We start from the raw sequence: 22,860 nt of genomic DNA, 5'->3' as shown, positions 1-22,860 counted from the left end.
TACGATGGTATTTATTCACCTATTGCGTTATTGCTATGGCGGGAAAGATAGTTGCTTTCCTGATCTGGATACCATGGCTGCAAAACTAAAAATGTCCATTCCAACAGTTCGTAAATACCTTGAGGTTTTAGAAAAGTTCGGATTTATTATGCGTTTTTGGGTACAAAATCCTGACAATCATAATCTCATGGAAAGCTGTGTGTATAAGGTAAGAAGAACAGTTCCAATGCTTTCCCAAGAAGAAGTTGAGTCACTACCTGATGAATTAAAGCAACTGCATGAAGACTATCTTGAGGAACTTATGGAGTCTCATGAGATTACCTTGCGCGAGTCATACGATACTGTAGGGGCATATAAAGATTTTGAGGAACAGGGTAGACGGGTTGAATCTCCGAAAACTGCAAAAGCAGAAGATTTACAGGTATACTACGATGCCCGTTTAAATCGTTACACAGATCAGAGAAAGCCCGAAGATATCAAGTTATGGCAAGAAACCCTGTCCCGTATGAGTAAAAAGATAACCCCAAGCAGCATGGAAAATTGGTTTACCCAATCATTCTGTGTAGCTAATCCAAAGGATCAAAGTGATATTACCATTGTTTGTAAGAACTCGTTCATTAAAGAGTGGATAGAAACTCGATATAAAGCACTATTGGAAGAATCTATGATTTTAACTGTAGGTAATCCCCCAATTCTGAAATTTGTTGCCATTGTAGATTTAACCAGAGAAGATAATAGAGAAGTTGATAAGGTAAATCTCCCGCGCGATCTAGTCTCCAAAGAAGAAGCTGAGAAGATACGTATGATCGTGAATCAATAAAGACAACCAGGTACATAGGAAATCCTGACAACAAAATTGCATGATTTGCTTTAGTAATAAATGCAATCAACGATAATGACACAACAACCGGGGCAAACGCAAAGCAAGCGTGGTCCCGGTTAGTTTATATAAGAATGGGAGTGAAGTTATGAGAGAGGGTTTAATTTATTCTGAGAGAAAAGATAGCATTTACTATGGTGACCTGTTCCGAGTTGCTGGCCAAGGTTGCTTGTTCTTTGGTTCTGGAAAATCAAAAGCGGGTATGACAGCATCTGATAGTATCGAGGAAAACGATCTTGCGCGAGATTTTGTCTGCATTACGAGGGACGAGGATACCGTATATGGGCACTTTGAGATGGAATTTCGAGCTAGTGCTGTTCCTGATCCAATTCATAAGCGAACAGAGATCCATTACATGGTTCGCATGCTCAATGAAAAAGAAACAGAACATATTTTTGGAACCGTGTTGGAAGGTGCTGCGTTAGCTGTTTTGCCTACTAATTATGAAACATTCATTCGTGCTTCTGAATTTAATATTACCTTTGGCGCTGCAATGGCTGTTAGAAGAAAATAAAGTATTAGACTGGCAACCTTGATATTACGCGATTTTTACATCGTATTGATCGCCAGCTTTCAAAAAATAAGTATTAGACTCGCAATAATATCGGACTGAATCGCTTCACGGATTGGAAAATAAAGTTTTAGACTCCCCTCATCTATATAAAAAATGAATAGGGTGATTTCGTTGGCGGAAAAGAAAAAGCGTCTAAAGCAAAGAAATATCGGATTTATTCAAGGAATTGCTTTTGCCGCTGCTTTGGTAAAAGCAAAAGATTTTGATGCCTATGATTTGATTAAAGAGTCGGGCATTTCTATCTCTGATTTTAGAAAACATGCTGACGAGGTAGATATTGAGCAGATCGCGGAAATTCTATCGGTGTTATCAGAAGAAAATAAAGTGTAAGACTTAATCTGATTGATTATTGGGAGATGGAATTGGTATGAAGTATACGTGTACATGTGGTGAAAGCAGATTTTTTTATACAGAAGTTTCAGTAAAAGCTAAACAGCGAATTGACTTAAAGGGCGGCCCGCGCCACAACAAGGTTTATGATATTGAGCCGGACAATATTGATAATTTGTTTGAAGACAGTATCTATTGCGGAAAATGTAATGAACCAGTTGACATGAGCGCTTGGGCTGATTATGAAGACTGAACAAATGGGCAGTTTTAGTCTAAAACTATATTTTCACAGTCTAATACTTTATTTTCGAGTCTAATACTTTATTTTATTTGAACAATGGCTCCTGGTATTGCCGATATGTTTGGGCATTCAAGCCCACGATTTACTCCTGAAAAAGCAATGGAGAACTTCGTTCTTCTCACCCAAAATAGCGATATTAGGAAGTTTCTATTTGTTCCTTGGATGGAGACACATCAAGCAAAAGGAAAATTGCTTAAAGAATACATTGAAAAAGACAATAGTTATCCAATCACACCGTAAGCCGGCGCAGGAACATCACTCGTAAATCAACTAGCTTTGAAAAGAAAAAGTACAAAGAATTCCGACTGGCCAAAGTCGGAATTTAACGGAGGAATGGTCACATTTTAAGGTAGGTGTTTTCTCAGGGAACAACAGGCGATGGCCAAGTTTGCTATCTCCGCGTGCCGATGGCGGCGCATCGATTCGGAAGGACAACCAGGAGTGCGACGTGCGGAAGACGTCTCGACCGCAGCTGCAGGTGTTGGCCAAACATGCTGGCTCCGCGTGCCGATGGCGGCGCATCGATCCGGAAGGACAACCAGGAGTGCGACGTGCGGAAGACGTCTCGACCGCAGCTGCAGGTGTTGGCCAAACATGCTGGCTCCGCGTGCCGATGGCGGCGCATCGATCCGGAAGGACAACCAGGAGTGCGACGTGCGAAGCCGTCCCGACCGCAGCTGCAGGTGTTGGCGAAACATGCTATCTTAGTGTTTTCCTAGGAAACCGGGAGGCAATCATATAGTAGGATGACAAGTGCAGCAATGAGGGAAGTCGGCGGTGGACAATTGCCGAAGCGACCGGGGCGCAAGGAGAAGGAGCGTTTTCCTGAGGGGTCCCGGTCGGCAAATCGACCGCCAACCGCCGACCTGAGCTTGTCAAGGGACCGTGGAATACCGGACCGGAGCGAAGCGCAGGGAGGATTATGCCGCGAAAGCCCTTGACCAGTTCAGCCGAATGGTCTTGAACGAATAGCTTGCCATGAATATAACAAGCCAATTCTTTAAAAAGGAATTGGCTTTTTTCATTGCATTAATCGTTTTCTTCCTTTGCTTTAATCCATTGTTTGATGTAGCGAGGAAGGTTCATCATTTTATCAATCAAGGGCTTAATCTTCTGGATCTCAAGCAAAAGAGTTTGCTCAAGGTTCTCTAAGTAAATTTGGCCGTTATGGGTTAATTGCTGGTTAACGATTAGCGCGGGCTGCAGCTCACTGTACACTTGATAAAAGTAGGATTTTTTTATGGATTTGCCGTATCGATTAACAGCTGATAGCAACTGCGCGGGAGAATTTCCATGTTTCGCTCCTTGCAGTAGCAGCCATTCATAGTAGTGGCGCAATCCAATATAGCCTCCTGGTAAGGCTCTCTCTTCATGAGTTGACTGGTCTCCAGGCATGCTTTTCTCCAAATCTGATACAAATTGTTTAAGATGAGCGATTGTGGCCATAACTTGTTTTTGAACAGCCTGATCACCGGTGTAAAAGTGCGTATTGCCTGCATCCGTAAGCCGGTACATTAAAACGGGTCTATCTCGCCATGTTTTGCTTGTCTGTAGAAGACCTTTAGCACCGAGATTTTTCATAACTCGAAACGTATAAGAGTGATCGTCGTTAACAGGGAAGGCATTAATGTATTTGGCCAAAGCGTGTATATCGGTCGCCTTCCATGATTGCCGAGTAGAAAATGCGTAGGAAAGAATGTAGTTGATCCATTCGTTTTGACTCAATATATTTGCAAATGGGCGTGGCTCCATAAAAACACCTCTGATTGTTTCGGTTAGTCCGATTATTCTTTATGAACTATCGGACTTTAAAAAAGTATACATGATCCCGGCGCTTTTTTCTACCCTGATACTTTCGGTTTGGATTTTTTTCTCAATTGGAGATAGTCGATTTTGACATGATTATGCCCGTAATTTTTTTACACCCGATTTTTCCACAGGGGCATAAGTTTTTTATACCCGTTAGCCCGTAAAAATCTTACTAGCAGGGTGTAAAAATTTTACGCCCGAGATATCCACACTTTTTTGTATTTATCAACAGAATTATCAGCCCGTAAAATTTTTACGGGCTGGGCGTAAAAATCTTACTAGCTGAACCCGCCTATAAAATTTTTACGCCGAATAAGACAAATCTTTTAAAAAGCTTTTAAAAAATACTTATTTTATAAAGAATACATGCTATTACTTTCTAAACTAAAAATCACATAGGCCAAATCTCTTCTTGTTTTATATCTGGATTTAAGGTTCGAAACACACCAAGTATTTTCTTCATAACTGTAGGGCTTGGATAATAATCAGGATCTGAACAAACCCTTGTAGCAGTGTCCTTGCTTATATCCGCTTTATTAACTAGCCATGTTTGAGACTTTGCATGATTATCTAAAAACTTACCCGCTGGCGATCTTGGTTTCCCTAAACCACGCATACATTTCACCTCATCCATATTTTGGACAAGATTCTAAATGTTTATCCTATTTTCATAAAAATTGCCGAATATTGGACAAGCAATAAAGCATCTTCTTGTAACGTAGTCACGCTGTCACTCAATCTAATCAAGGAGTGAGATTATGGTACAGATCGGAAGACGCGTTGGTATATCACCAGATAATGACACAAAGATCAAGTTGGCCAAACTGTCTATTGCATGTGGTATGACACCTACTCGGATGGCAAATGAACTTGTGAAGCTCTGCCTCAATAATCCTAACATCATCAACTTTGTGCAGTGTCAGCACAATAAAGAGCCTCAATATCGTGTGAATGCTCGAATAGAGGGCAATCGATGCATTTATGAGTGAGACTAAACATGGCTAAAAAACGCAGATACTATCGAGAAAACCGCCGCCCGCCGCGTTACATGGAAGAAGATTGGGACGATGATGAAGAGTGTGAGGAAAACGAGGATGACGAAGCTGAGACAGAGCGATTTGTTAAAAACGCATTATTTGTACTCTTGGCTGCTTTGTTGTTAGGTGGAGTCTTATCAATAACACGGACACTATACGTCCCTATAGAAAGTACAAGGGGGGAAGAAGGTTATCGAGTCGTGTCTTTGAGTCCAGGAAAACTTCATGTGGAAAGTATAAGAACTGGGCAGAAATTAAGCATAGAGGATCAGAAATGGATACAAGCAGCTTTAAACGGTTCAATAAAACGGGGAGATGTCATCTACCCCTGACGTATCTAAGGGCCTCCCCCACTCTTAAGAAAGCGGCCTTCTAGTGTGCAGTGTGCTGAATGATATTTTTGTACCAAGGAAATTTTCAAATATTCACAAGAAACCAGCAAGGGGGATAGAGGATATGGACTTAGGAGAGACGCATGAGGAATTACCGCGTGTAACATCTACGCATTCCAGGACGATGTATTCCAATCTGATTCAGGTAGCAGATAATCTTGATTTTCGTAACCCCATTTTCTACGGGAAGTCCAAAAGGAATCGCTCATTAGGATCTGCTCAAGCATTTATCGTCGAATTAGCACTTGCTGAACCGCAATTTCGAGAGAAATTAAAGAAATTCATGGTGGGTCAAGGAAAGAAGTTCGTTTATACAAGCGACTATTTGAACCGTTATTAAGAAAATGAGGAACAAGCTAATTAAACGGCTGATTTCGGTGAAAAAACTCAATCTAATGTAATCCTAGCTAAAAACGGAGAAACGAGCTATTTGGGGGCTTTCTGCTCGTCTGGTGACGTGTTACGTTGTTACGTCGAGTGAATGCTGATCTCAAAAAAATACTGGTAATTTCTTCTGACAAATGCTTCATTTGAAAGATCCGGTCATGCTTAACAGGGAGATCACCGGCAAGGCGTGAGCAGTCAAGGGCTTTCGCGGCATATCCTCGCTTCGGGATAAGGCCGAACAAAAAACGTGTTCGTCCGGATCCCTTCACTCCGGTATTCCACGGTCCCTTGACAGCTCCCGGTCGGCGGTAGGGTCTGGCTATGCCGCCCGGAACCTCAGGAAAAGCCGATACTCCAGGATTCCAGACGGAAGCTTATTATGTACCGCCGACTCCCCATGCCTGCTGCAGCTGTATGCGGATCGGTAGATAGCCCCTCCCGTTTTTCCTAGGAAAGGCCGGGGAAAAACCAGGGCGTAGTTGTACTCGCGCGTTGACATATCACATATAATGATTTATAATTATAGATGTAAGCGATTAAATTATACTGATTGGAGTTGTGGATCATGAATCAATCACCTGTAGCAAAGAAAGAAGAACGCCGCCAAGAATCGCTCTTGTTGGATACGGCCGCAATAGGTTTTTGGCTTGGATATCTGGAAGCACAAGGGAAAATCAATTACTCAGAAGTCACCGGATTTTTTGAAGCGCAGCAGGAAGTAGTCAAGTTGGCCAGAGAATTTCAAAATCATTCCCGTTATGACGAGGATAGATGTTGGAATGGGATGATTGGCGACTACTATGAAGCGATAGATGCCTTTGCAATATCGAAACTCGGTGAAATATTTGAAGGAAGCTCGACACCAGATGATACAGTGCTTACAATTCGTTGGACAAGAGATGATTTAGAAGAAGCACTCTCGGATCGTAGTTTACAAGCACTTCCTGAGTACGTAGAGGTTCTTAGCAAAAATTTAAGGGCGCTGCATGAAGTCAGTGTAAGCAATGGGTGGGAGATATTAAGTGATACGATTTTAACGTTACAAACAGAAGGGGAACTCCCTGAAAAATCAGCTTAATCTTTACAGCGGGAGGGAGTGATGTCCCTACTTATACAATACGCACAAAATCGACATATCACTAAATGCGGTTTATTGTTGTGTTTGTAAGCGATCTATCGAAATTAAAGGGGATGACGGTTTTGAAAAAAGTAACTTTTAAAAGGCAAGGTTCTGCTGATGTGTTGTATTTGAAAGCAGCGTCCGTTTTCGTTGAGTATCACCATCTTTCGGGATCATATTGCATTATGATGGATAATGGAAAGTGCTGGAGTTATGTGGATCGTGGCATTACGCAGCATAAAGGTGAGAATCCTTTGCCAGCTGTACCGGAGATCGAGTCAGTGATTTATACAAGAACTGGACAGTTTGTTCCAATCAACGCTGAGTATATCGAGGCGTATAGGATTACTAGCGACAAACCACTCTACTCTTATACTGCATACGATAAGCAATTCTTCAAGGGGGTTTGCATTGATGGCTTAACCGTAGTAGAGGTCAAAGAAAAAGTTGATTTCGACTTTTTGAAGGACTTCGAATATTACAAGGTGGATCTTATAATTGATCTGCTTGAAGCAAATACAAGCAGTCTTCAAAACATGAAGTTCAATGAGTTTGTTACATTGTTACATGATAACCATTATATGCAGAATTACCGGGCTATTGTTGAAGCCCGCATATGTTAGGAGGGAGCTGGTATGTGGCTCTCCTTACTGGGGAAGAAAACCGCTATTACATTTAGACCCAATGGAGACATCGTAGAAGTGGTAACAGGTGAGAAGATCGCTGTATACTACGAAACCGAAAAAGGTTGGCTGATCGTAGGCAGAAATGTCAAGATAATCGATGCGACAAGACAAGATGCTATGATTTTATGGGCAGAAGTAATCAGCGGCGATAAGCAGCAGTGCGGTTATTGTAAAAAGATCGGAGAAGGTATGAGGAGAAGCAAGGCTTTTGGGTGGGATATTTGTAGGTCATGCGATGTACCCATGATTAATTTGTTAAAATCATAGCAAGTACAAGAAGCGCTAAACTTAGCGCTTCTTTTGTTGACATATCACATAAAATGATTTATAATAAACAGGTAAGCGATAATCTAAATAGGAGTGACGATCTTTGACAATAATTCCAATTGGTTCTACTTTTTCTGGTGCCATTGATGGCATGGCTTTGGGATTCCAAATGGCCTCTGATCGCTATAAGATTTTGATGTCTAATGAAATTGACTATACGGCTGTTAAGACACACCGGCTCAACTTTGATCATGAGATTATTGCCGATGATATCCGGAATATAAGCGTTGATAAGTACATGGCTTTCCGTGATGGTGTCCTTCTTGGAACATTTCCTTGCCAAGAGTATTCACGAGCTGCGCATATTCACAAAAAAGGACGGGAAGAAAATTGGAAGCAAGCTTATCATCATGCGATAATTCAAGATTTGTTCCTGCACTTTTTTCGTTTTGTAGCATTGGTTCAGCCAGAAGTTTACATATGGGAAAACAGCCCAGAGATTCGGAATTTCCCTATTGTTATGGAAACGTTCCGAAGACTACCCCCTTATCATTATTATGAAATGGTCTTGGATACGAAGGACTTCCGCTTACCACAGCAACGTAAAAGGCTCTTTGTAGTCGGTTTTAAAAGGGCATTTACGCCGACTTCTCCACTAAATTTCCAAAGGTTTGATCGGCAATTAACAATCAGAGATATCCGTGAAGAGAATCCTTTCACAACGATTCCGGATTATGTAAAAAACAGAATCGACGGAAATTATCGTGACCTGCCTAGTATCAAATCTGATGATGATATTGGGAATACATGTGTTGCCCACTATGCAAAGGATCGTGGAACAACCATGATATATGCCCGCCCAGGTGAGCCACAGTACAAAGGATTGCGTCCCCTTACTAATCGAGAATATGCGCGGCTGATGGGCATTCCTGATTGGTTTCAGTTTGCTTGTGCGACAACAACGAACTACCGACATATTGGCAATTCAGTCAGCCCTATTTTGGTTGAGGCGCTTGGTCATATGATCTTGCCCTACTTTAACCGGCTAACAGTTGCATAACGATGAGAAAAGCCCCTGACGGGGCTTTTTCATTCCGGATTGGGAAGATTATGCCCTTAGTATCTTCAAATGGGAAGATGAGAGAAACAAAAGGGCAGCTCCCATTTTTCGACCGGCTTCGATCCGTTAAACATTGAAAGCGATCATGCGCTATGAATAAGGCCACTCACAACGGAGTGGCCTTTGGCTAACATCACTTATTTTTGGTTGGAAAGACGCTCAATCAGCCCATAAATAACAGGTAATTCCCCCTCTTTATCATCAAACTGAACGGTTTCAGCATGCTGCTTTATGGCATTCAGCATCAGGGTGGCCATTTCTAGGGGGAGTTTGATTAGAGCATCGTGTTGTCCCTGTATATACTCGGGCATCGTTACAGGGCCGTGATAAAATTTTTGAACATCGGATAAGCTGGCTAACAGCTGATAAGGCATTTGATTCACGGGATTCAAGTAAAACAGCAGATGAGGGATCATACGGATGAGCTTCACCATAAATTTCCTCACTTGGTGGATTTCGTACAATTCTTCCGGAACGTGATCCCATCCATCGATGGCCAGCATGAGGGAGCCAAAACCTTTGTCTTGTCTCTTGTCCAGGTCAGCTATGAAGCTGAGTAGCCGTTCAAATTTTTGATGAGTGACTTCTCCTTTTTCTAGCTGAAAGATCAGGATCTCATGATCATCAACAACCATTTTCCCCCGATGAAATCGCATATTATCCATCGTATCGCCCCCCCGATTAAATTCCCTTTCTATATATTACTGTTTTGCCTGCTAGGAAAAAGGCTCTTTATGAAACCGGCAAGTCTCTTTCTCCCATAAGTTTTGTACTTTTCTATATCATAAGTACATTACCAGTTTATCCAGGAGGCAACGGTTGAATACCCGTAACCTTAAAACGTATGTTTAACTGGCAGAACCATTGGAGAACGAAAAAATACCATACGCATATATCGTATGACATATAATATCATTCCTTAGTATTTTTGGGCTTGATCAAACGAAATCTTCACTCTATCTTACAAATAGTTTCTACAATACCTGCCGCACAGTGAATTAGCAAGAGGGTGAAAAACCAAATGTTGACATATCACGATTCATGGTTTATTATAAAAATGTGAGCGATAGACGAAAATGAAAAAAGGAGTGATTCATTCATGTTGTTACAAACTAACCCGGAATTGGCCTTCTCCTTGTTAATTGGCATGTTGGTGTTTATGATTGAAGCTCTGATAATTTACCGCTGGGTAGACGGAAAAAAGAAACGACCGGCTTCTGTGCAGCGGATAAGGTACGCTCAAGGAAGTAAAAAGCTTAGAAGATTAAACTAATTGGCAGAGATAGTTCGGGAGGAGGATTTGTTTTACCCTACCCGAACTATTCCCATATAAAAATCTGGAGGACTGTGTGATGACTCAAGATAAACTACAAGCAATTTTGGAGGCATTCCGGGGTTTAAATGGAGATGACCAAGTGTTGGTTGCGTCCAAATTATTAATATCGAGAAGTGATGTCCAAACATTTTTAGAGTACAACACTCCTAATAAATTGGATATGCTTATCCGTTCAAATGAATTGTGCCCTCCTTTTCGCGGACTGTATTTGATACGTGAAGTACATTCATTTAAGGGTGTATCAATGGAAGTCCCAGAAGATATTCCCGTCGATTTGCGCTCGCTCTGGAATGACATTCAAGAATTGAAAAATCATGAGCAAGTGAAATTTTTAGAATCAGTAGTGATGACTAGCAACGAGGCGCAGGATTTATTAAACATCGGCTCAAAAGAGTTGGATCAGTTAAGGCAGCAAGAGAAAATCAAACGTGTGGCTACCGGCTTGTTCTTGCGTTCTTCTATAGAGGACTGGCATAAGTATAAGAGTTCAGTGAGCCAATCCGGAAAGGAAATGATGATTCAAAAAGCATTGCAAGAGGCTGCAAAGGAATTAGGATCTTCTTTTACAAAAGCCAAGTATAGAGACTGGCAAAAAAGTCACCCGGACTCCCCTATTCTCGGGGTTATTGTTAATGCATTTGGAAGTTGGAATGTTGCATTAAAAAGCGCTGGGCTTACTCCAACAACCGAAAAACGGAAATCTTCCATCCGAATCGAACAAGATATGCTTCTTTGTATTGAAGGGTTGCAAAAGTTGGCCAAGGAAATTAACGATGCCCCTACACGTGATCAATATATCAACTGGCAGCAGGGCCACCCAAGTTACCCGGAGATTGGTGTTGTTGAGGGATTATTTACGACCTTCAACCAAGCGCTGTATAGAGCCGGCATGGATGTAGATCCAAAACAGCAGTTAAAAGCGAAACGTCAGGCAGAAAGCCTTGAGTCTTTACGGCTTGCAAGTCAGTGCTATCAGGAGGAGGAACTATTCAAACGGGAAATGTACGATGAATGGCGCAAGGAAAACCCTGGCCACTTATCCTCAATTCAAATCATTCGGATTTGGGGTGGGTGGAAAAACGCAAAAGATAGTGCAGGAATCGTATAACTCCCTTCTATCGATTTATCTCTTCTGCAACCTTTATCATGTCTGATTTGCGGTAGCAAATGAAAAGGACAGAGGTCTTTTCATTCATACACTTTTTCACTCTATATAGGTCTTTATCGGAATCAATCCATTCTCGGCACTTGTACTGGTCAGCTGATACTTGCATCTTAAATGTCTCTTTGTAATGAATTACACGGAATCTCATCCAGTTTGGTAGCTCGTAGCTTTTCGTACTTCTTTGGTGGTCACGAGAAGCTTTCTGACGGCACGCATTACCACAGTATTTTGCGTCTCGTCTACTCGATTGGAAATGCTCATAGCATACTAGGCAGAGTTTAAAGTATTTCATTTCATCACTTCCGTAACGTTTTGTCACAGATAGTTATTTACAAAGGCAGCTCCATTTAACCAACTAGCATTTTTGATTAGTGAAATATTAATCAAATTCCAGGAGTGTGTTCTATGTCTAAACCAAGGCGCGAAGGATCAGGAGGCAAAAGAGTAGGTGCTGGAAGGAAACCTATTGACCCGGAAAATCCCATGGTGTCTAAGGCTGTAACGATATCGATGCCAAAAGCAAATTGGGACATGATTGAGTCATACATCCAGATGAATAAGTTGAGCAGATCAGGATATTTTCGAGATTTTGCTATGAATGACATGCTGATTAACCAAGAGTTGTATGGATCAGGAAAGAAAACAAAAAAACGCAAAGTATAGTACCTGGGGATTTGGTAAAGAACTCTACTTTTTTTGTCCGCATGCCTAACCGTATCTTTTACTGGTAATAATAGATATGAAGACTACTATCTACTAATTTGTTGGGGGTAAGCGATGGCTGATGAAAATGTAGTTCTGCAGGTAGATGAGTTTCATTGGGGTGCTGAGGCAATTAGGAAATTACAAGTGGTTGCTGAACGTGCATATAGCATACCGATTTTTACAAGGAAATTTCATGCCAAGGGTACTCTTTATTATGTGTACCCTCGTCAATGGTTCGAAAATATGCGAAGCGAATTCAAATTGGATTTCAGCTCCCTAAAGAATGTGGAGAAAAAAAGTCGGATTAAAGCTCTCCTAGATGGCTATATAAGTGGGGAATTAGATATTCCGTTGCTACATTTGGGGTTATGGAGTGCTGACCCACTTTTTGCAGATCGATACGATGATCCGGATGGATTCTATACGGAAAAAGATTTGGGTAAGCGCCGGTATGAAGTGTACCAAACCATACCAAGGTGCGAAGTTATATTAAACGAGGAATATTTCATGCAGATTTGGTCGAGCCTTATGGACAAACGGTTCGATGAATACAGATATCCAAACTTAAAACACGTTCGTTTATTTGTTCAGCCTCAATTATTCGGGCATTATACTGGGTGGGGTTTTCATGATGAAGATGGATGGATCGAGCCAGTCTCAGGGAAAGAAGACCGCTATATGCACAAGTGGTTAGATGTTGGTCAAGCACTTGTTAAGCAGGATCGGGTTTCTGAATATGTTGAGGGATATTTGAGGTTCGAAGAACATTCTGGCGAACAGCAATATTATCTAGGCGATTATCCCCTACCCCGCGGCTCCAAGATTGAAATTTGCTTTGGAGGGATATGGATACCAGGAAGGTTCTATACAAGAAGTTTAAATTCAGCTGCCTACCTACAAAATGACGACGATCAAATACGAATTGACGATACTGGATTGAAAATAAGGATGAAAAAATGAGAAAGGACGGGTTTCCCCGTCCTTTCTGCGTGTAAGCGATAAACCGAACTGATAAGGAGTAATCCAAATCACGGTTTTTCTATACTCAATATATCATCTTTTGTAGATTTGTGCAAACCGTTTGTTCTGAGTATTTATCACCGGCAAGGCGCGGCCAGATCAAGGGCTTTCGCGGCATATCCTCCCTGCGCTGCGCTGCGGTCCGGTATTCCACGGTCCCTTGACAGCCCCCGGTCGGCGGTAGCGGCGTGCTATACCGCCCGGAACCTCAGGAAAAGCCGATACTCCAGGATTCCGGACGGAAGCCTATTGTATACCGCCGACTCCCCAAGCCTGCTGCAGTTGTATGCGGATCGGTAGATAGCCCCTCCCGTTTTTCCTAGGAAAGGCCGTAGAAAAAACGAGGTTATTATGAATCACTTTGTTGACATATCACTAAATATAGTCTATAATAAAAGTGTAGAACAAATCAACTTATATAGGAGGGATTTTCTGTGAATAAGGTCATTTTGATTGGGAATTTAACGAAAGATCCAGAGCTTCGCTACACGCCAAATGGTGTTGCTGTTGCTACTTTTACTGTGGCCGTGAATCGTCCCCGCACCAATCAGGCGGGTGAAAGAGAAACGGACTTCATTAATATTGTAGCTTGGCAAAAACTTGCCGATTTGTGCGCAAGCTACTTGCGTAAAGGTAGACAAGCAGCTATTGAGGGACGTATGCAAACGCGTTCCTACGATAACAAGGAAGGTAGAAAAGTATATGTGACGGAAGTGGTTGCAGAAAACGTACAGTTTTTGGGTGGCCGAGGTAACGATTCAGGCAGTAATGCTGGTCAAAAAGAAAGCGATCCGTTTGGTGATCCTTTTGCCAGCGAGGGAAAACCAATCAACATATCAGATGATGACTTGCCTTTCTAAAAAAATAAGGGGACGGGAGTGAATATGTAACCCCCTCCCCTTTCTAATTGAGAAAGGATAAATACCTCTCTTTTTGTTGACATATCACTAAAAATGATTTATAATTTAACTGTGAGCGATAAACGAACAAGGGAGAGGAAATTGTTGAGTAAAGTTACGGTTTTTCAAGTTCAGCTAAAACGAGTTGGAAGTTTACACTTTGGGTATGATCACCAAAGTGTAACCAGCCCAGAAGTGTCAGAGCAAATTTTTCGGGAGTACATGGAACGGTATTGCTCGACTGATCGAGAGAATTTTCTCGCATTGTATCTGAACACACAAAATAAAATCACAGGAATAGAGACGGTTCATACTGGTTCCCTGGATGCATCGATTGTCCATCCGCGAGAAGTGTTTACTTCGGCCATTCTACATAAGGCATCGAGCATGATTGTTTGCCACCAGCATCCATCAGGTGATCCAAGACCGAGCACAGAGGATATTGAGATAACCAAAAGGCTTAAAGATGCTGGCCAAGTTTTAGGGATTTTCCTTCTTGACCATATCGTGTTGGGGGAAAATACCTTTCGATCATTGATGAGGGACGGTTATCTATAAATCTCACCTTCATAGGCAGCAGAATTGAATAGAGCGCTCGCCACCTTGCGGCGGCGTTCTATTCAACAAAATATTGTGGTGGTGGTGGAAAAGCATCTCCCTCCCCTACTCTATTATATTTAAGGAGGATATTATGGACGGTTTGAACGAGATTAAAAACTTTGCGGAACAATATCGTAAGTGGTTAGTAAACCCGGTCGGGGTCAAAAACCCCCTAATGGCATGTTTATTCCAGGTTATGTTCGAATCTACAAAAGAACATCTACATGTCAAAATTGAGGAAAAACCTACTTATTCATAAAAATCGCCCTACGCCTTACGGCGTAGAGCTGTTATTTCCAAAACTGCCAGAATCTTTTCTTCTCCTCTTTCGGCGCTTCAAGTCTCTTTTGTTCGTATCGCTCAAACAGACGAGCCATTCCTTCTGTAATTTCCTCATCCCTCTTTTTGACGTTCTGGATGATAAATGCGGTCTGCTCGTCCAATTTCTGCGATAAAGCCATGTTAAATTGTTCCTGACGTTCGAAGCGGTCGTTAAATTTTGCCAATGTTTCACGCATTTGCAGGAGTTCTTGGGCAAGCAGTTCCTCATTTGCTCCTTTTGGTATGGGGACGAATTCTTCCCCACCTGTAGCAAAGTAATATTCAATTTGCTTAATGGAATAACTACGATCCCTATGTAAATCTTTAATGGTGAAAAAAACTTTTAAGGATTTTTCATCAAAATAGTTGTATCCATTCTCGGCCTTTTCGTGAGGAATATAGGCTCTCAGGTCTTTAAACCAGTTGCGAATAGTGAAGGGTGTCTCCCCTACCCTTTCAGCAACATCTTTTACTGTTAGTGAAATCTTACTCATGTTAGCACTCAGGTTTTCGTCATGGTGATTCTCGCTATTACTCATCTTTAAATCACCTCCAAGCTATTGTTTTTCTTGATAATAATGCAAATTCTACCAACAATCAATCAAATTGAGAATCAGGTTTGCTTCCCTCTCCTCATAACCTTGGTTAAAAGATTAGTAAACGGTTACCACCTTTCTAGCAAGTTAATGCGTAAAATAAGAAAATTGGATATACAGTATATATACAATGTAATTCATTGTGCATCTTTTGTATATATAAACTCATGAACTGCAATACTCTTTAACGCTGCGTTAGAACTGAGTTTTTGCTAAGGTTTTTACCGAGATTTCCGCAAGGTGATTTTTAGTTTTACTAAGGTATTTACTAATGTGAAATCCTTTTATACCAATGCTTTTTTGTGATTTATCACTCTTGGTATAATCATGTTCGCGGAAGTGATCGGACTAACAAAACAAGAGTGAACCTGAGAGTGAAATAATCAGGTGCAACATGAATAGAGATGAGGTTTTATATATCTTGTGTTATACTTTGTATATACAAAACATATACAAAGTAATTGACGAAGTCCAAAAAAAGTTATATACTGTATATACAAAGGATATCCAATACATAACAAATTCAAAATATAGGAGGAAGGCAAAATGGAAGACGTTCAAGTAATCGAACTTGATTTGGGAAATGATATCGGGAACTTCGGTAATAAAATGGTGATTGGTGGACAAGCTCCATTTAAAGAAGAAGGGGAGCTGCTTCCGATTCAACCAACCGCAATTTTGCTTGCGGGAGAATTGCCGTTTTGGGCGGATGAAAGTCCAGAAGCCATTTTAAATGAGTTGGAAGATCGTATTTTCATTACCGTTGATAGTCCTTCCGTAAAGGCAGGGATGTACTACGTGGGGCGTAGCGCAGTAAAAAACGGAACGCCCCAGACTTTTGTGATCGGTGAACCAAAAAGTATGAGTCCGATTTCCGTTGTAGAAACATTGGGACAGATCGCAGCGTATTGTGTCAAAAAGGACCCAGGCCGTTCCAAATGGAGTATCAATGGAAAGATGACCATTGCATTACCGTTGACTCAGTTCAATGAAGAAGAAGATGCAAGGAATTATGAGCGTAAATTCCTTGGGAAAAATGAACAGGCTGTGCATAAGGTTACGTTACACCTGGGAAATCGTCGCATTCACTTCGAAATTGTTTTTTCTTATGTTCGTTGCGTACAAGAGGGGAGTACCTCTGTGTTTGCTTTGCAATATGGGACAGACGGAAAAACATGGAGAACCGATGCTTTGCTTTCACAATTGCGGTTGTTTGTTCCTTTCGAAGACGGGCAACTTTTGGACGAAAATCAACTAGATATTCTACAAGATATTCTGGAACAGCTGTATAACATCGAAATTCAAAGAGAAGCAACGAAATGGGTAGATAAAGCTGAGCCTCAAATGATTTACGCTACGTTTAAAAGCAAAGCAAAAGGGACTTATTTGGAAAGCGTGACTTGCTCCGGAAAATTCTTTGAATCGCGTCGTTTGCTCCATACCGACATTGGGGAAGGTACAACCGAGTGCCCTATTACACAGGGGACGCGTATTTTAAATGAGTACAAGCGTACAGGTGGAATACCTCACGGAGTTGGGAAAGCTATCGACGAAGCACTACCGCTATATAATCGTCGGACTTATAGTTCAGATAACACCCGTCAAGATTTCAATGAAGCACTAAGAAATAAACGTGCTAAATGGCATCCAATCGCAAAAGAACTATTCCAAGAACCAGCTTATAACGAGTGCATGAAGATCATTGACGGTATCTTGCAGCAGCTCCTAAAAGCAAAGAATCAGGTAGATGTTACGGCTGTTTATGGTGGAGGTTCAATTCCATTCCGTCCCATCATTGAGCCGAAACTGAAAGAAAAAATGGATGAACGTGAAATTTTCTTGTTCTATGTACCAGAAGAATACGCATCCACTTTGAACGCTTGGTCACTGTTTATATTTATAAAACACGATATATTCCGTGTTTTGATGGAAAAATACCCGGTTACATTCTTGAAAGAATCGGGTGTATAGGGGAGGGCTTTCGTTGGCGAAGACAAAGGAGAAGATATATAGTGGAAATGACATATTGCCATGGCGTTTTCGAAAAGACGAAGATCCGGTTCTTATAAAATGGATTAATATTCAGGGTGTTCCGACAGATGCAATTCGTTACTGTGTTGAACAAGAAATTAGAAGGAATGGGCTGCGTAATCTTGCGCAGTTCATTCCAGCCGTAAGGGCGCCGTTGAGTGATACAGAAAATGCGGATTCACCCGCTGCCGATCAAAGGGGAGCCTTATCAACATTACTTACAGAGGACCCGCTACCAAATAAATCTGTAACATCGTCGCCAGTTTTTAACGTTGCTCATAATACCATGGAAGAGGAAGAGGAAGAGGAAGGAGAAACAGTTGTTTCTCGATCTGAAAAGGTTGAGACTCCAACGCCTGTGAAGACGCATATTACCATTCCAGGAATAACGGGGGCTGGGAAACCAAGAAAAGATATAGACACGGATGGATGGTAGGGTTAAAATGCTCGATGCTCGATTCGGCTTCGTTTGGCAGGTGTTACAAGTGTCTAATCTATAGAAAGAGGGGAATATATGCCAGCTAATGAGGTGCTTTTGAAAAATGCATTACGTAATGAAAGAGCTACTCAAGGCCGTACTGTTACCAATGCGCATGCTGATGTGGAGAAGGAACTAATCTCGACTTTGAATGATACAAAAGCGCTCATGAATGGGAAATATCTGTCAGAATCAATCCCGTTCATTCTGTTCAATGACTTGATGAATCAGTATGGTGTCCATGGCCCCAAAAAGGACGTGGATCGAACTACACTGAGGAGCCGAAAAATAAATCGTGGCAGGGTAGTGTTTGTGGATTTTGGAATCAATGTGGGCTCTGAGCTATGTTTTGCTCACATGGCGGTTGTTGTGGCAAACTATGCTGGTATCATGCAAGTGGTTCCAATATCCAGCTACCGAGGGAGCATTCCGCAAGCGTTACAAGATTCAACGGTGTTCATAGACGCAAATACATACCCTGATTTTCAACACGATTCGCTACTATTGGTTCACCAGATGAGAACAGTCGATAAGAACCGAATCATAAAGGATTTGCGGTTCACGATTGCTGGTACACCGCTTATGGAGGAACTAGAAGAAGCAGTCGCTAAAAAGGTTGCGCTCAATCATAACAATCAACTGCAAGCTGAGATCGCACGACTTAAAGAAGAGAATGAAGAAAAAGATCGTTTACTAGAAAAGTTGTTGGCATGGTATGAGGCGGGTGCTGGACCGCTCGATGAAGTGGCTGCAGCTTTGGCACCAACGAAAATAAACGGAAACTAAAGGTTTTCGCTATTTTCAATAGACAGGTAATCTCGATCTTGTTATAATGTAAACAACAACAAAAGTTACTTTGCCCTAGGGCTTCACAAAAATGCCGCCTTTCGAGGCTGAACCTCCACATTTAATGTGGGGGTTCTTTTCGTTTTACGGGATTTATACTACTCGGTCGGGCGTTGCGCGAGGGCTGCGCCCTCACGCCGGGGGTCGGGAGTACGTCGATAACCAGGGAGAGTAAGGCGGGCAAGCCGCCCAACTCTCCCTAGGTTCCTGTCGTCCTCTTGGTCCTCTGTCCCCTAACGCAAAAACGAAAAATAAGGACCGAAAATCACAAAGGAATCAAAGTGCTACTGAACGGCATTCTCAGACGAGCTAGAAGGCACCTATTTTCGCGTTTTAGGTGCTGGTGGTATATCTGGGTAGGGTAGGAAGGCAAGTGTCCCGCTCCCTAGTGTCCAGGGCACCCGACAGAGTAGCAATGGATCGATCGGCAAGGCGTGGCCAGATCAAGGGCTTTCGCGGCATATCCTCCCTGCGCTGCGCTGCGGTCCGGTATTCCACGGTCCCTTGACAGCCCCCGGTCGGCGGTAGAGGCTGGCTACGCCGCCCGGAACCTCAGGAAAAGCCGATACTCCAGGATTCCGGACGGAAGCCTATTGTGTACCGCCGACTCCCCAAGCCTGTTGCAGCTGCGTACGGATCGGTAGATAGCCCCTCCCGTTTTTCCTAGGAAAGGCCGGGAAAAAGCCTTAATGTCACCGTTTTTCATTGTTGACATATCACTATGTATAGTTTATAATTGTACTTGTAAGCGATACTAATAACTGAGTGGAGTGTGAATCATGAATCAATCAGCGCAAGTCCTGGAGGCAGGGAACATCATCGAAACGGAATCGAGTACATTCATTGTCGTATTGGATATCGACCGTATGCGACTTGTCAATGTCTCTCATCCTGAACCGTTTGTTGTACATGAATCGTTTGATAATAGTGAATCCCTTCGTCAATGGGTAGAGAAAGTCTATCAAGGTGATATCATCAAAGTTCATCAAGACGCGGACGCTTATTTCAAGACATTTCCGGGAGTATTTCTGGGACAAGAACATAACGAATCGAAGGTAACCAGTCCAACCTCGTCCAATTAAAAAGGAGTGCTTCTATTGCTAGGATTTACCGTAACAGACGATCTTGTTGACTTTATTCAAGAGCGTATTGATTCGTATGTTGCCAATGGGGAATCAGAGAAAGCAGAGGCTATTGAATCGCTTTTGGAAGAGTTGAAGGAAGTAGAAACTTACTAATTGTGATTGAAAGGGGAGGCGATCATATGACAGCTTTAGACGACACAAAAAAGAGAACGGAGGAATGGGAACAAGCATGGTCTACTTACATTGAAAAGCTCAAGCGTTTGGAAGAGCTGGAACGGCAGGGAAGATACGGTTATCAACTGCGGATGCCAAAAAAGTCTCTTCAAATTGCCATTGGACGCTTACGCCAGCTTGATCCGGATTTTTGTAAACGCCTCGGAATTTGATTAAAGGAGAAAAAAATGATACTTGAAATCAACATCGCAAAAACGATTCAATACGATCATCCGGGGAAAGGTGTGAATTACCAAAAAGACGGCACGTTTAATAACGCTTGCATGCATATGTTTGATCGGGTAATTACAGCTGAATTGGAAAGTGCAAGTCAAATTCCCTATGCAGTGATTTGTGCAATGGCAGACGTCTCCGTAGAGACGTATATCAATGATGATGCCTTTACGTTAAATCAAGATGATAATGCAATCACTTATGTGCGAAACGAAACAGAGGATGGGTTCCCCGCGGGAACGGATGCACATGAACGTGGTGAACAGCTATATCATGCGGTATATACGATCACAATGAAAGTAGATGGTGAAGAGTTGCCAAATTTAGAGAATCTGTTTCCCTCCATGGATATCTGGTAGTAGAAAGCAAGGAGAAATCCTTGCTTTTTTGTTGACATATCACCATTAATGGTTTATAATAAAAAAGTAAGCGATACACCATCTTTGAGGAGGAACCGAAACATGACAAAAAGCACATCTGTTCAACCAAATCTACAGGACGTAACCGTTACATTCCAGTTTAAACAAGAGCTTTGCGTCTCTTTGGAACAGGTTGACTTGAATGAACAGAAGACATTGTTAGCAAAAGTACGCGATAGTTTCATCCAACAATTGCAAAGCAGCGATAAGTTGCCTGCCATTACCTATATCGTAACACAGGGCAATGAGTTGACATTCGAGACAGCTAAAGTCGGTATGCCTGTTAAACTGGCGAATGAAGAGAAATATGGCTTCATCCTCGCAATTAATATCAAAACGATTAAAGTTGTTTTACAGGGAAGGATTTTTGTTAATGGTCACCCATCTGCCTTTGAAAAAACAGATAGATCAATTGATGAAATCATGTGGAGAAGAAATTTGGAATTGAAAGCAACTTTCGGTTGGTGCGTTGGTGATGTTGGTTATCTTGTGAATCAAGGTGAAATTAACCCGGTATTAATCACTTATGATCGCAATGACCGTTATAGCCTTCAAATCATTGATTCAAGATACTCATTTACTGGCGTTAGTAGGGGCGCACTCCAAAGACTCTTCGATGAAAAAAAAGAAGCAGAGAACTACTTAAAACTAAGTTGACAGTTCCGTTTTGAGGTTATGGGCTGATAATCACGGCGGCAATCAGTCGGCTTGACTGATTGCCGAATAAACAAATGGGGTATGAAAGGGTGGAAGAATCAAGTGAACAACAAGGAAGGTATCAAAGCGGAAGAAAAATATCCGCAGATTATAGAAGTGTTTTTCTCCAATGGGCAAGGCTGGGATTTAGCATTGTTTACAAGTGCGGTCAATTGTACGCTAGAAGGCTACTCAGGACCAATATCCTTAACACATGTAGTATCCCCGGACATTAGCCATGAAGGAATTGTCTTTTCAAAAGAAAAGATAAGCCAAGATGAAGCTGACGATTATTTTGCATTGAAACTCGCGGAAGATAGATATGATGACGAAGAAGGCGATTGTACAGATGAAGGAGTGAAACTAGATAAGTTATGCTAGAGGCGTTGGACTACGTAATTGGGGGACTAGAGCTGGAGGTAAACAAAGCGAGGGCAGGAAAGCGTCGAGTTGAGTTCGGATTGACTTCTTCTTATAACGATTGGGCTGAATTCTGTAGTCGGGAGGTAAAGCGGATTACAGAATCATTAGAGAAGAAGGAGCGGTATTTAATGAATCTCAAAACACTACGAGAATCTATAGGGAACACCTAACAAATACTCTGTCTTGAAGATTGCGGGGCGTTGCAGGAGGGCTGTACCCTCCCGCCGGGGGAAAGGCTTACTGTCACCGTTATTCGTTGTTGACATATCACTATTTATGATTTATAATAATAAATGTAAGCGATACTAAATGGTTAAGGAGATGTTTGACATGAGTGGTTTTCAAGAAAGGCTGAAATTGTTTCTTATTCAAAACTCCAGATCTTCTCAAGTTTTGGTAGAGGAATTTTCAGATGTAGATAGTCATGCGGAATATTTCGATGTGACGGTGACGCACTCAAATGGAGATAAGATTCATCAAGAGTACAAGGTGACGCTTGGGAATGACTATATGATCGAGAGGGGGAGGGTATACTCCCGTCCGTATGATAGGGATTATTGGGAATATGAGGGCAATATCGACGAGGCTCCTAAAGAAAAGCAAGAGTTAGAAAATGCAAAGGTGTTTATTGCAGAAAAAGCTAAGTTGCTCAAGCGATTATCAGAAGACGGGATGGTAGCGATTGCGGTTTCTCCCCACTACCATCAAGTGGATATGCTAAAGGCTATTCATTTGATGTTGGATATCAGTAAAATCGGGTTTTCCTTCGATGATCGAACATTTGTGATTCACTTAAAAGAATAGCCGAAACACCCCTTATGGGGTGTCTACGGGAGGTAGCCGACCCGTACTGATGTGGCAGGCTGTTTAGCAATAAACTACAGAAAAGG

Annotated in this window: 30 protein-coding genes and 1 other RNA gene; 27 read left to right on the top strand and 4 right to left on the bottom strand. The window is 41.9% G+C overall.

The features are described from left to right. From ACUUHJ_RS32405 to ACUUHJ_RS32385, 5 genes are all read left to right on the top strand, one after another. Positions 1 to 820 (top strand): helix-turn-helix domain-containing protein (locus tag ACUUHJ_RS32405; protein ID WP_472301346.1); only part of this gene is annotated, 820 nt, incomplete at its 5' end. A 148-nt stretch (positions 821 to 968) separates the two neighbouring features. Further along, on the top strand, positions 969 to 1,394 hold the full coding sequence (locus ACUUHJ_RS32400; RefSeq protein ID WP_472301345.1) for a hypothetical protein: 426 nt from the start codon (positions 969 to 971) through the stop codon (positions 1,392 to 1,394). A gap of 171 nt (positions 1,395 to 1,565) precedes the next feature. Beyond that, positions 1,566 to 1,784 (top strand): hypothetical protein, encoded by a 219-nt coding sequence (locus tag ACUUHJ_RS32395; RefSeq protein ID WP_472301344.1) that lies wholly within the window; start codon positions 1,566 to 1,568, stop codon positions 1,782 to 1,784. A gap of 37 nt (positions 1,785 to 1,821) precedes the next feature. Next, positions 1,822 to 2,037, top strand: coding sequence for a hypothetical protein (locus tag ACUUHJ_RS32390; protein ID WP_472301343.1), 216 nt, complete (start codon positions 1,822 to 1,824; stop codon positions 2,035 to 2,037). Positions 2,038 to 2,533: 496 nt separating this feature from the next. Continuing rightward, positions 2,534 to 2,827, top strand: a complete 294-nt coding sequence (locus ACUUHJ_RS32385; protein WP_472301342.1) for a hypothetical protein — start codon at positions 2,534 to 2,536, stop codon at positions 2,825 to 2,827. Positions 2,828 to 3,114: 287 nt separating this feature from the next. Here the strand turns inward: ACUUHJ_RS32385 and ACUUHJ_RS32380 are convergent, their stop codons facing one another. Together ACUUHJ_RS32380 and ACUUHJ_RS32375 are read right to left on the bottom strand one after the other, a co-directional pair. After that, complete coding sequence (locus ACUUHJ_RS32380; protein WP_472301341.1) at positions 3,115 to 3,837, bottom strand: hypothetical protein; 723 nt, start codon at positions 3,835 to 3,837, stop codon at positions 3,115 to 3,117. 448 nt (positions 3,838 to 4,285) lie between these two features. Continuing rightward, positions 4,286 to 4,510, bottom strand: coding sequence for a transcriptional regulator (locus ACUUHJ_RS32375; RefSeq protein ID WP_472301340.1), 225 nt, complete (start codon positions 4,508 to 4,510; stop codon positions 4,286 to 4,288). A gap of 381 nt (positions 4,511 to 4,891) precedes the next feature. Here ACUUHJ_RS32375 and ACUUHJ_RS32370 point away from each other — a divergent pair, with 381 nt between their 5' ends. From ACUUHJ_RS32370 to ACUUHJ_RS32345, 6 genes are all read left to right on the top strand, one after another. Beyond that, positions 4,892 to 5,263 carry a hypothetical protein gene (locus ACUUHJ_RS32370; protein WP_472301339.1) on the top strand — a complete coding sequence of 124 codons (372 nt, stop codon included), beginning with the start codon at positions 4,892 to 4,894 and terminating at the stop codon, positions 5,261 to 5,263. A gap of 124 nt (positions 5,264 to 5,387) precedes the next feature. Continuing rightward, positions 5,388 to 5,663 carry a hypothetical protein gene (locus ACUUHJ_RS32365; protein ID WP_472301338.1) on the top strand — a complete coding sequence of 92 codons (276 nt, stop codon included), beginning with the start codon at positions 5,388 to 5,390 and terminating at the stop codon, positions 5,661 to 5,663. Between the two features lie 612 nt (positions 5,664 to 6,275). Next, positions 6,276 to 6,788 carry a hypothetical protein gene (locus tag ACUUHJ_RS32360; RefSeq protein WP_472301337.1) on the top strand — a complete coding sequence of 171 codons (513 nt, stop codon included), beginning with the start codon at positions 6,276 to 6,278 and terminating at the stop codon, positions 6,786 to 6,788. A gap of 122 nt (positions 6,789 to 6,910) precedes the next feature. Next, positions 6,911 to 7,453 (top strand): hypothetical protein, encoded by a 543-nt coding sequence (locus ACUUHJ_RS32355; RefSeq protein WP_472301336.1) that lies wholly within the window; start codon positions 6,911 to 6,913, stop codon positions 7,451 to 7,453. 12 nt (positions 7,454 to 7,465) lie between these two features. Next, positions 7,466 to 7,783, top strand: a complete 318-nt coding sequence (locus ACUUHJ_RS32350) for a hypothetical protein (protein ID WP_472301335.1) — start codon at positions 7,466 to 7,468, stop codon at positions 7,781 to 7,783. A 103-nt stretch (positions 7,784 to 7,886) separates the two neighbouring features. Next, positions 7,887 to 8,843, top strand: coding sequence for a DNA cytosine methyltransferase (locus tag ACUUHJ_RS32345; RefSeq protein ID WP_472301334.1), 957 nt, complete (start codon positions 7,887 to 7,889; stop codon positions 8,841 to 8,843). 197 nt (positions 8,844 to 9,040) lie between these two features. Here ACUUHJ_RS32345 and ACUUHJ_RS32340 read toward each other — a convergent pair whose 3' ends face one another. Continuing rightward, positions 9,041 to 9,568, bottom strand: coding sequence for a hypothetical protein (locus ACUUHJ_RS32340; protein WP_472301333.1), 528 nt, complete (start codon positions 9,566 to 9,568; stop codon positions 9,041 to 9,043). A gap of 687 nt (positions 9,569 to 10,255) precedes the next feature. On the opposite strand from ACUUHJ_RS32340, the gene ACUUHJ_RS32335 reads away from it, so the two are divergent. The 5 genes from ACUUHJ_RS32335 to ACUUHJ_RS32315 all read left to right on the top strand — a co-directional run bounded on the left by ACUUHJ_RS32335 (position 10,256) and on the right by ACUUHJ_RS32315 (position 14,586). Beyond that, positions 10,256 to 11,347 (top strand): homing endonuclease associated repeat-containing protein, encoded by a 1,092-nt coding sequence (locus tag ACUUHJ_RS32335; RefSeq protein WP_472301332.1) that lies wholly within the window; start codon positions 10,256 to 10,258, stop codon positions 11,345 to 11,347. Positions 11,348 to 11,809: 462 nt separating this feature from the next. Continuing rightward, the gene (locus ACUUHJ_RS32330; RefSeq protein WP_472301331.1) at positions 11,810 to 12,067 is read left to right on the top strand and encodes a hypothetical protein; all 258 of its coding nucleotides are present in this window, start codon (positions 11,810 to 11,812) and stop codon (positions 12,065 to 12,067) included. A gap of 114 nt (positions 12,068 to 12,181) precedes the next feature. Beyond that, positions 12,182 to 13,069, top strand: coding sequence for a hypothetical protein (locus ACUUHJ_RS32325; protein ID WP_472301330.1), 888 nt, complete (start codon positions 12,182 to 12,184; stop codon positions 13,067 to 13,069). Positions 13,070 to 13,563: 494 nt separating this feature from the next. Beyond that, positions 13,564 to 13,989: a single-stranded DNA-binding protein gene (locus ACUUHJ_RS32320; RefSeq protein WP_472301329.1), complete on the top strand. Its 426-nt coding sequence runs from the start codon at positions 13,564 to 13,566 to the stop codon at positions 13,987 to 13,989. A gap of 144 nt (positions 13,990 to 14,133) precedes the next feature. After that, positions 14,134 to 14,586 carry a JAB domain-containing protein gene (locus ACUUHJ_RS32315; RefSeq protein WP_472301328.1) on the top strand — a complete coding sequence of 151 codons (453 nt, stop codon included), beginning with the start codon at positions 14,134 to 14,136 and terminating at the stop codon, positions 14,584 to 14,586. 332 nt (positions 14,587 to 14,918) lie between these two features. On the opposite strand, the gene ACUUHJ_RS32310 is transcribed toward ACUUHJ_RS32315, so the two are convergent. Further along, complete coding sequence (locus ACUUHJ_RS32310) at positions 14,919 to 15,488, bottom strand: MerR family transcriptional regulator (RefSeq protein ID WP_472301327.1); 570 nt, start codon at positions 15,486 to 15,488, stop codon at positions 14,919 to 14,921. Between the two features lie 603 nt (positions 15,489 to 16,091). On the opposite strand from ACUUHJ_RS32310, the gene ACUUHJ_RS32305 reads away from it, so the two are divergent. The 11 genes from ACUUHJ_RS32305 (at position 16,092) to ACUUHJ_RS32255 (ending at position 22,838) form a co-directional block, all read left to right on the top strand. Next, positions 16,092 to 17,516: a hypothetical protein gene (locus tag ACUUHJ_RS32305; RefSeq protein ID WP_472301326.1), complete on the top strand. Its 1,425-nt coding sequence runs from the start codon at positions 16,092 to 16,094 to the stop codon at positions 17,514 to 17,516. 13 nt (positions 17,517 to 17,529) lie between these two features. Then, positions 17,530 to 18,012, top strand: a complete 483-nt coding sequence (locus ACUUHJ_RS32300) for a hypothetical protein (RefSeq protein WP_472301325.1) — start codon at positions 17,530 to 17,532, stop codon at positions 18,010 to 18,012. 78 nt (positions 18,013 to 18,090) lie between these two features. Then, positions 18,091 to 18,840: a type II toxin-antitoxin system PemK/MazF family toxin gene (locus ACUUHJ_RS32295; protein ID WP_472301324.1), complete on the top strand. Its 750-nt coding sequence runs from the start codon at positions 18,091 to 18,093 to the stop codon at positions 18,838 to 18,840. Positions 18,841 to 19,679: 839 nt separating this feature from the next. Continuing rightward, the gene (locus ACUUHJ_RS32290; protein ID WP_472301323.1) at positions 19,680 to 19,982 is read left to right on the top strand and encodes a hypothetical protein; all 303 of its coding nucleotides are present in this window, start codon (positions 19,680 to 19,682) and stop codon (positions 19,980 to 19,982) included. Between the two features lie 15 nt (positions 19,983 to 19,997). Further along, complete coding sequence (locus ACUUHJ_RS32285) at positions 19,998 to 20,138, top strand: hypothetical protein (protein ID WP_472301322.1); 141 nt, start codon at positions 19,998 to 20,000, stop codon at positions 20,136 to 20,138. A 26-nt stretch (positions 20,139 to 20,164) separates the two neighbouring features. Further along, entirely contained in the window at positions 20,165 to 20,371 is a 207-nt protein-coding gene (locus ACUUHJ_RS32280; protein WP_472301321.1) for a hypothetical protein, read from the top strand. Positions 20,372 to 20,386: 15 nt separating this feature from the next. Further along, positions 20,387 to 20,791 carry a hypothetical protein gene (locus ACUUHJ_RS32275; RefSeq protein WP_472301320.1) on the top strand — a complete coding sequence of 135 codons (405 nt, stop codon included), beginning with the start codon at positions 20,387 to 20,389 and terminating at the stop codon, positions 20,789 to 20,791. A gap of 102 nt (positions 20,792 to 20,893) precedes the next feature. After that, positions 20,894 to 21,508 carry a hypothetical protein gene (locus ACUUHJ_RS32270; protein ID WP_472301319.1) on the top strand — a complete coding sequence of 205 codons (615 nt, stop codon included), beginning with the start codon at positions 20,894 to 20,896 and terminating at the stop codon, positions 21,506 to 21,508. A gap of 102 nt (positions 21,509 to 21,610) precedes the next feature. Further along, positions 21,611 to 21,928 (top strand): hypothetical protein, encoded by a 318-nt coding sequence (locus tag ACUUHJ_RS32265; RefSeq protein WP_472301318.1) that lies wholly within the window; start codon positions 21,611 to 21,613, stop codon positions 21,926 to 21,928. Positions 21,929 to 22,300: 372 nt separating this feature from the next. After that, positions 22,301 to 22,774 carry a hypothetical protein gene (locus ACUUHJ_RS32260; protein ID WP_472301317.1) on the top strand — a complete coding sequence of 158 codons (474 nt, stop codon included), beginning with the start codon at positions 22,301 to 22,303 and terminating at the stop codon, positions 22,772 to 22,774. Beyond that, positions 22,773 to 22,838, top strand: an RNA gene (locus ACUUHJ_RS32255) — hammerhead ribozyme type II. The genes ACUUHJ_RS32260 and ACUUHJ_RS32255 overlap by 2 nt, the downstream gene beginning before the upstream one ends. Positions 22,839 to 22,860 lie beyond the last annotated feature (22 nt).

The organism is Brevibacillus schisleri (assembly GCF_055685845.1).
This window is presented reverse-complemented; position numbering and strand designations above follow the sequence as displayed.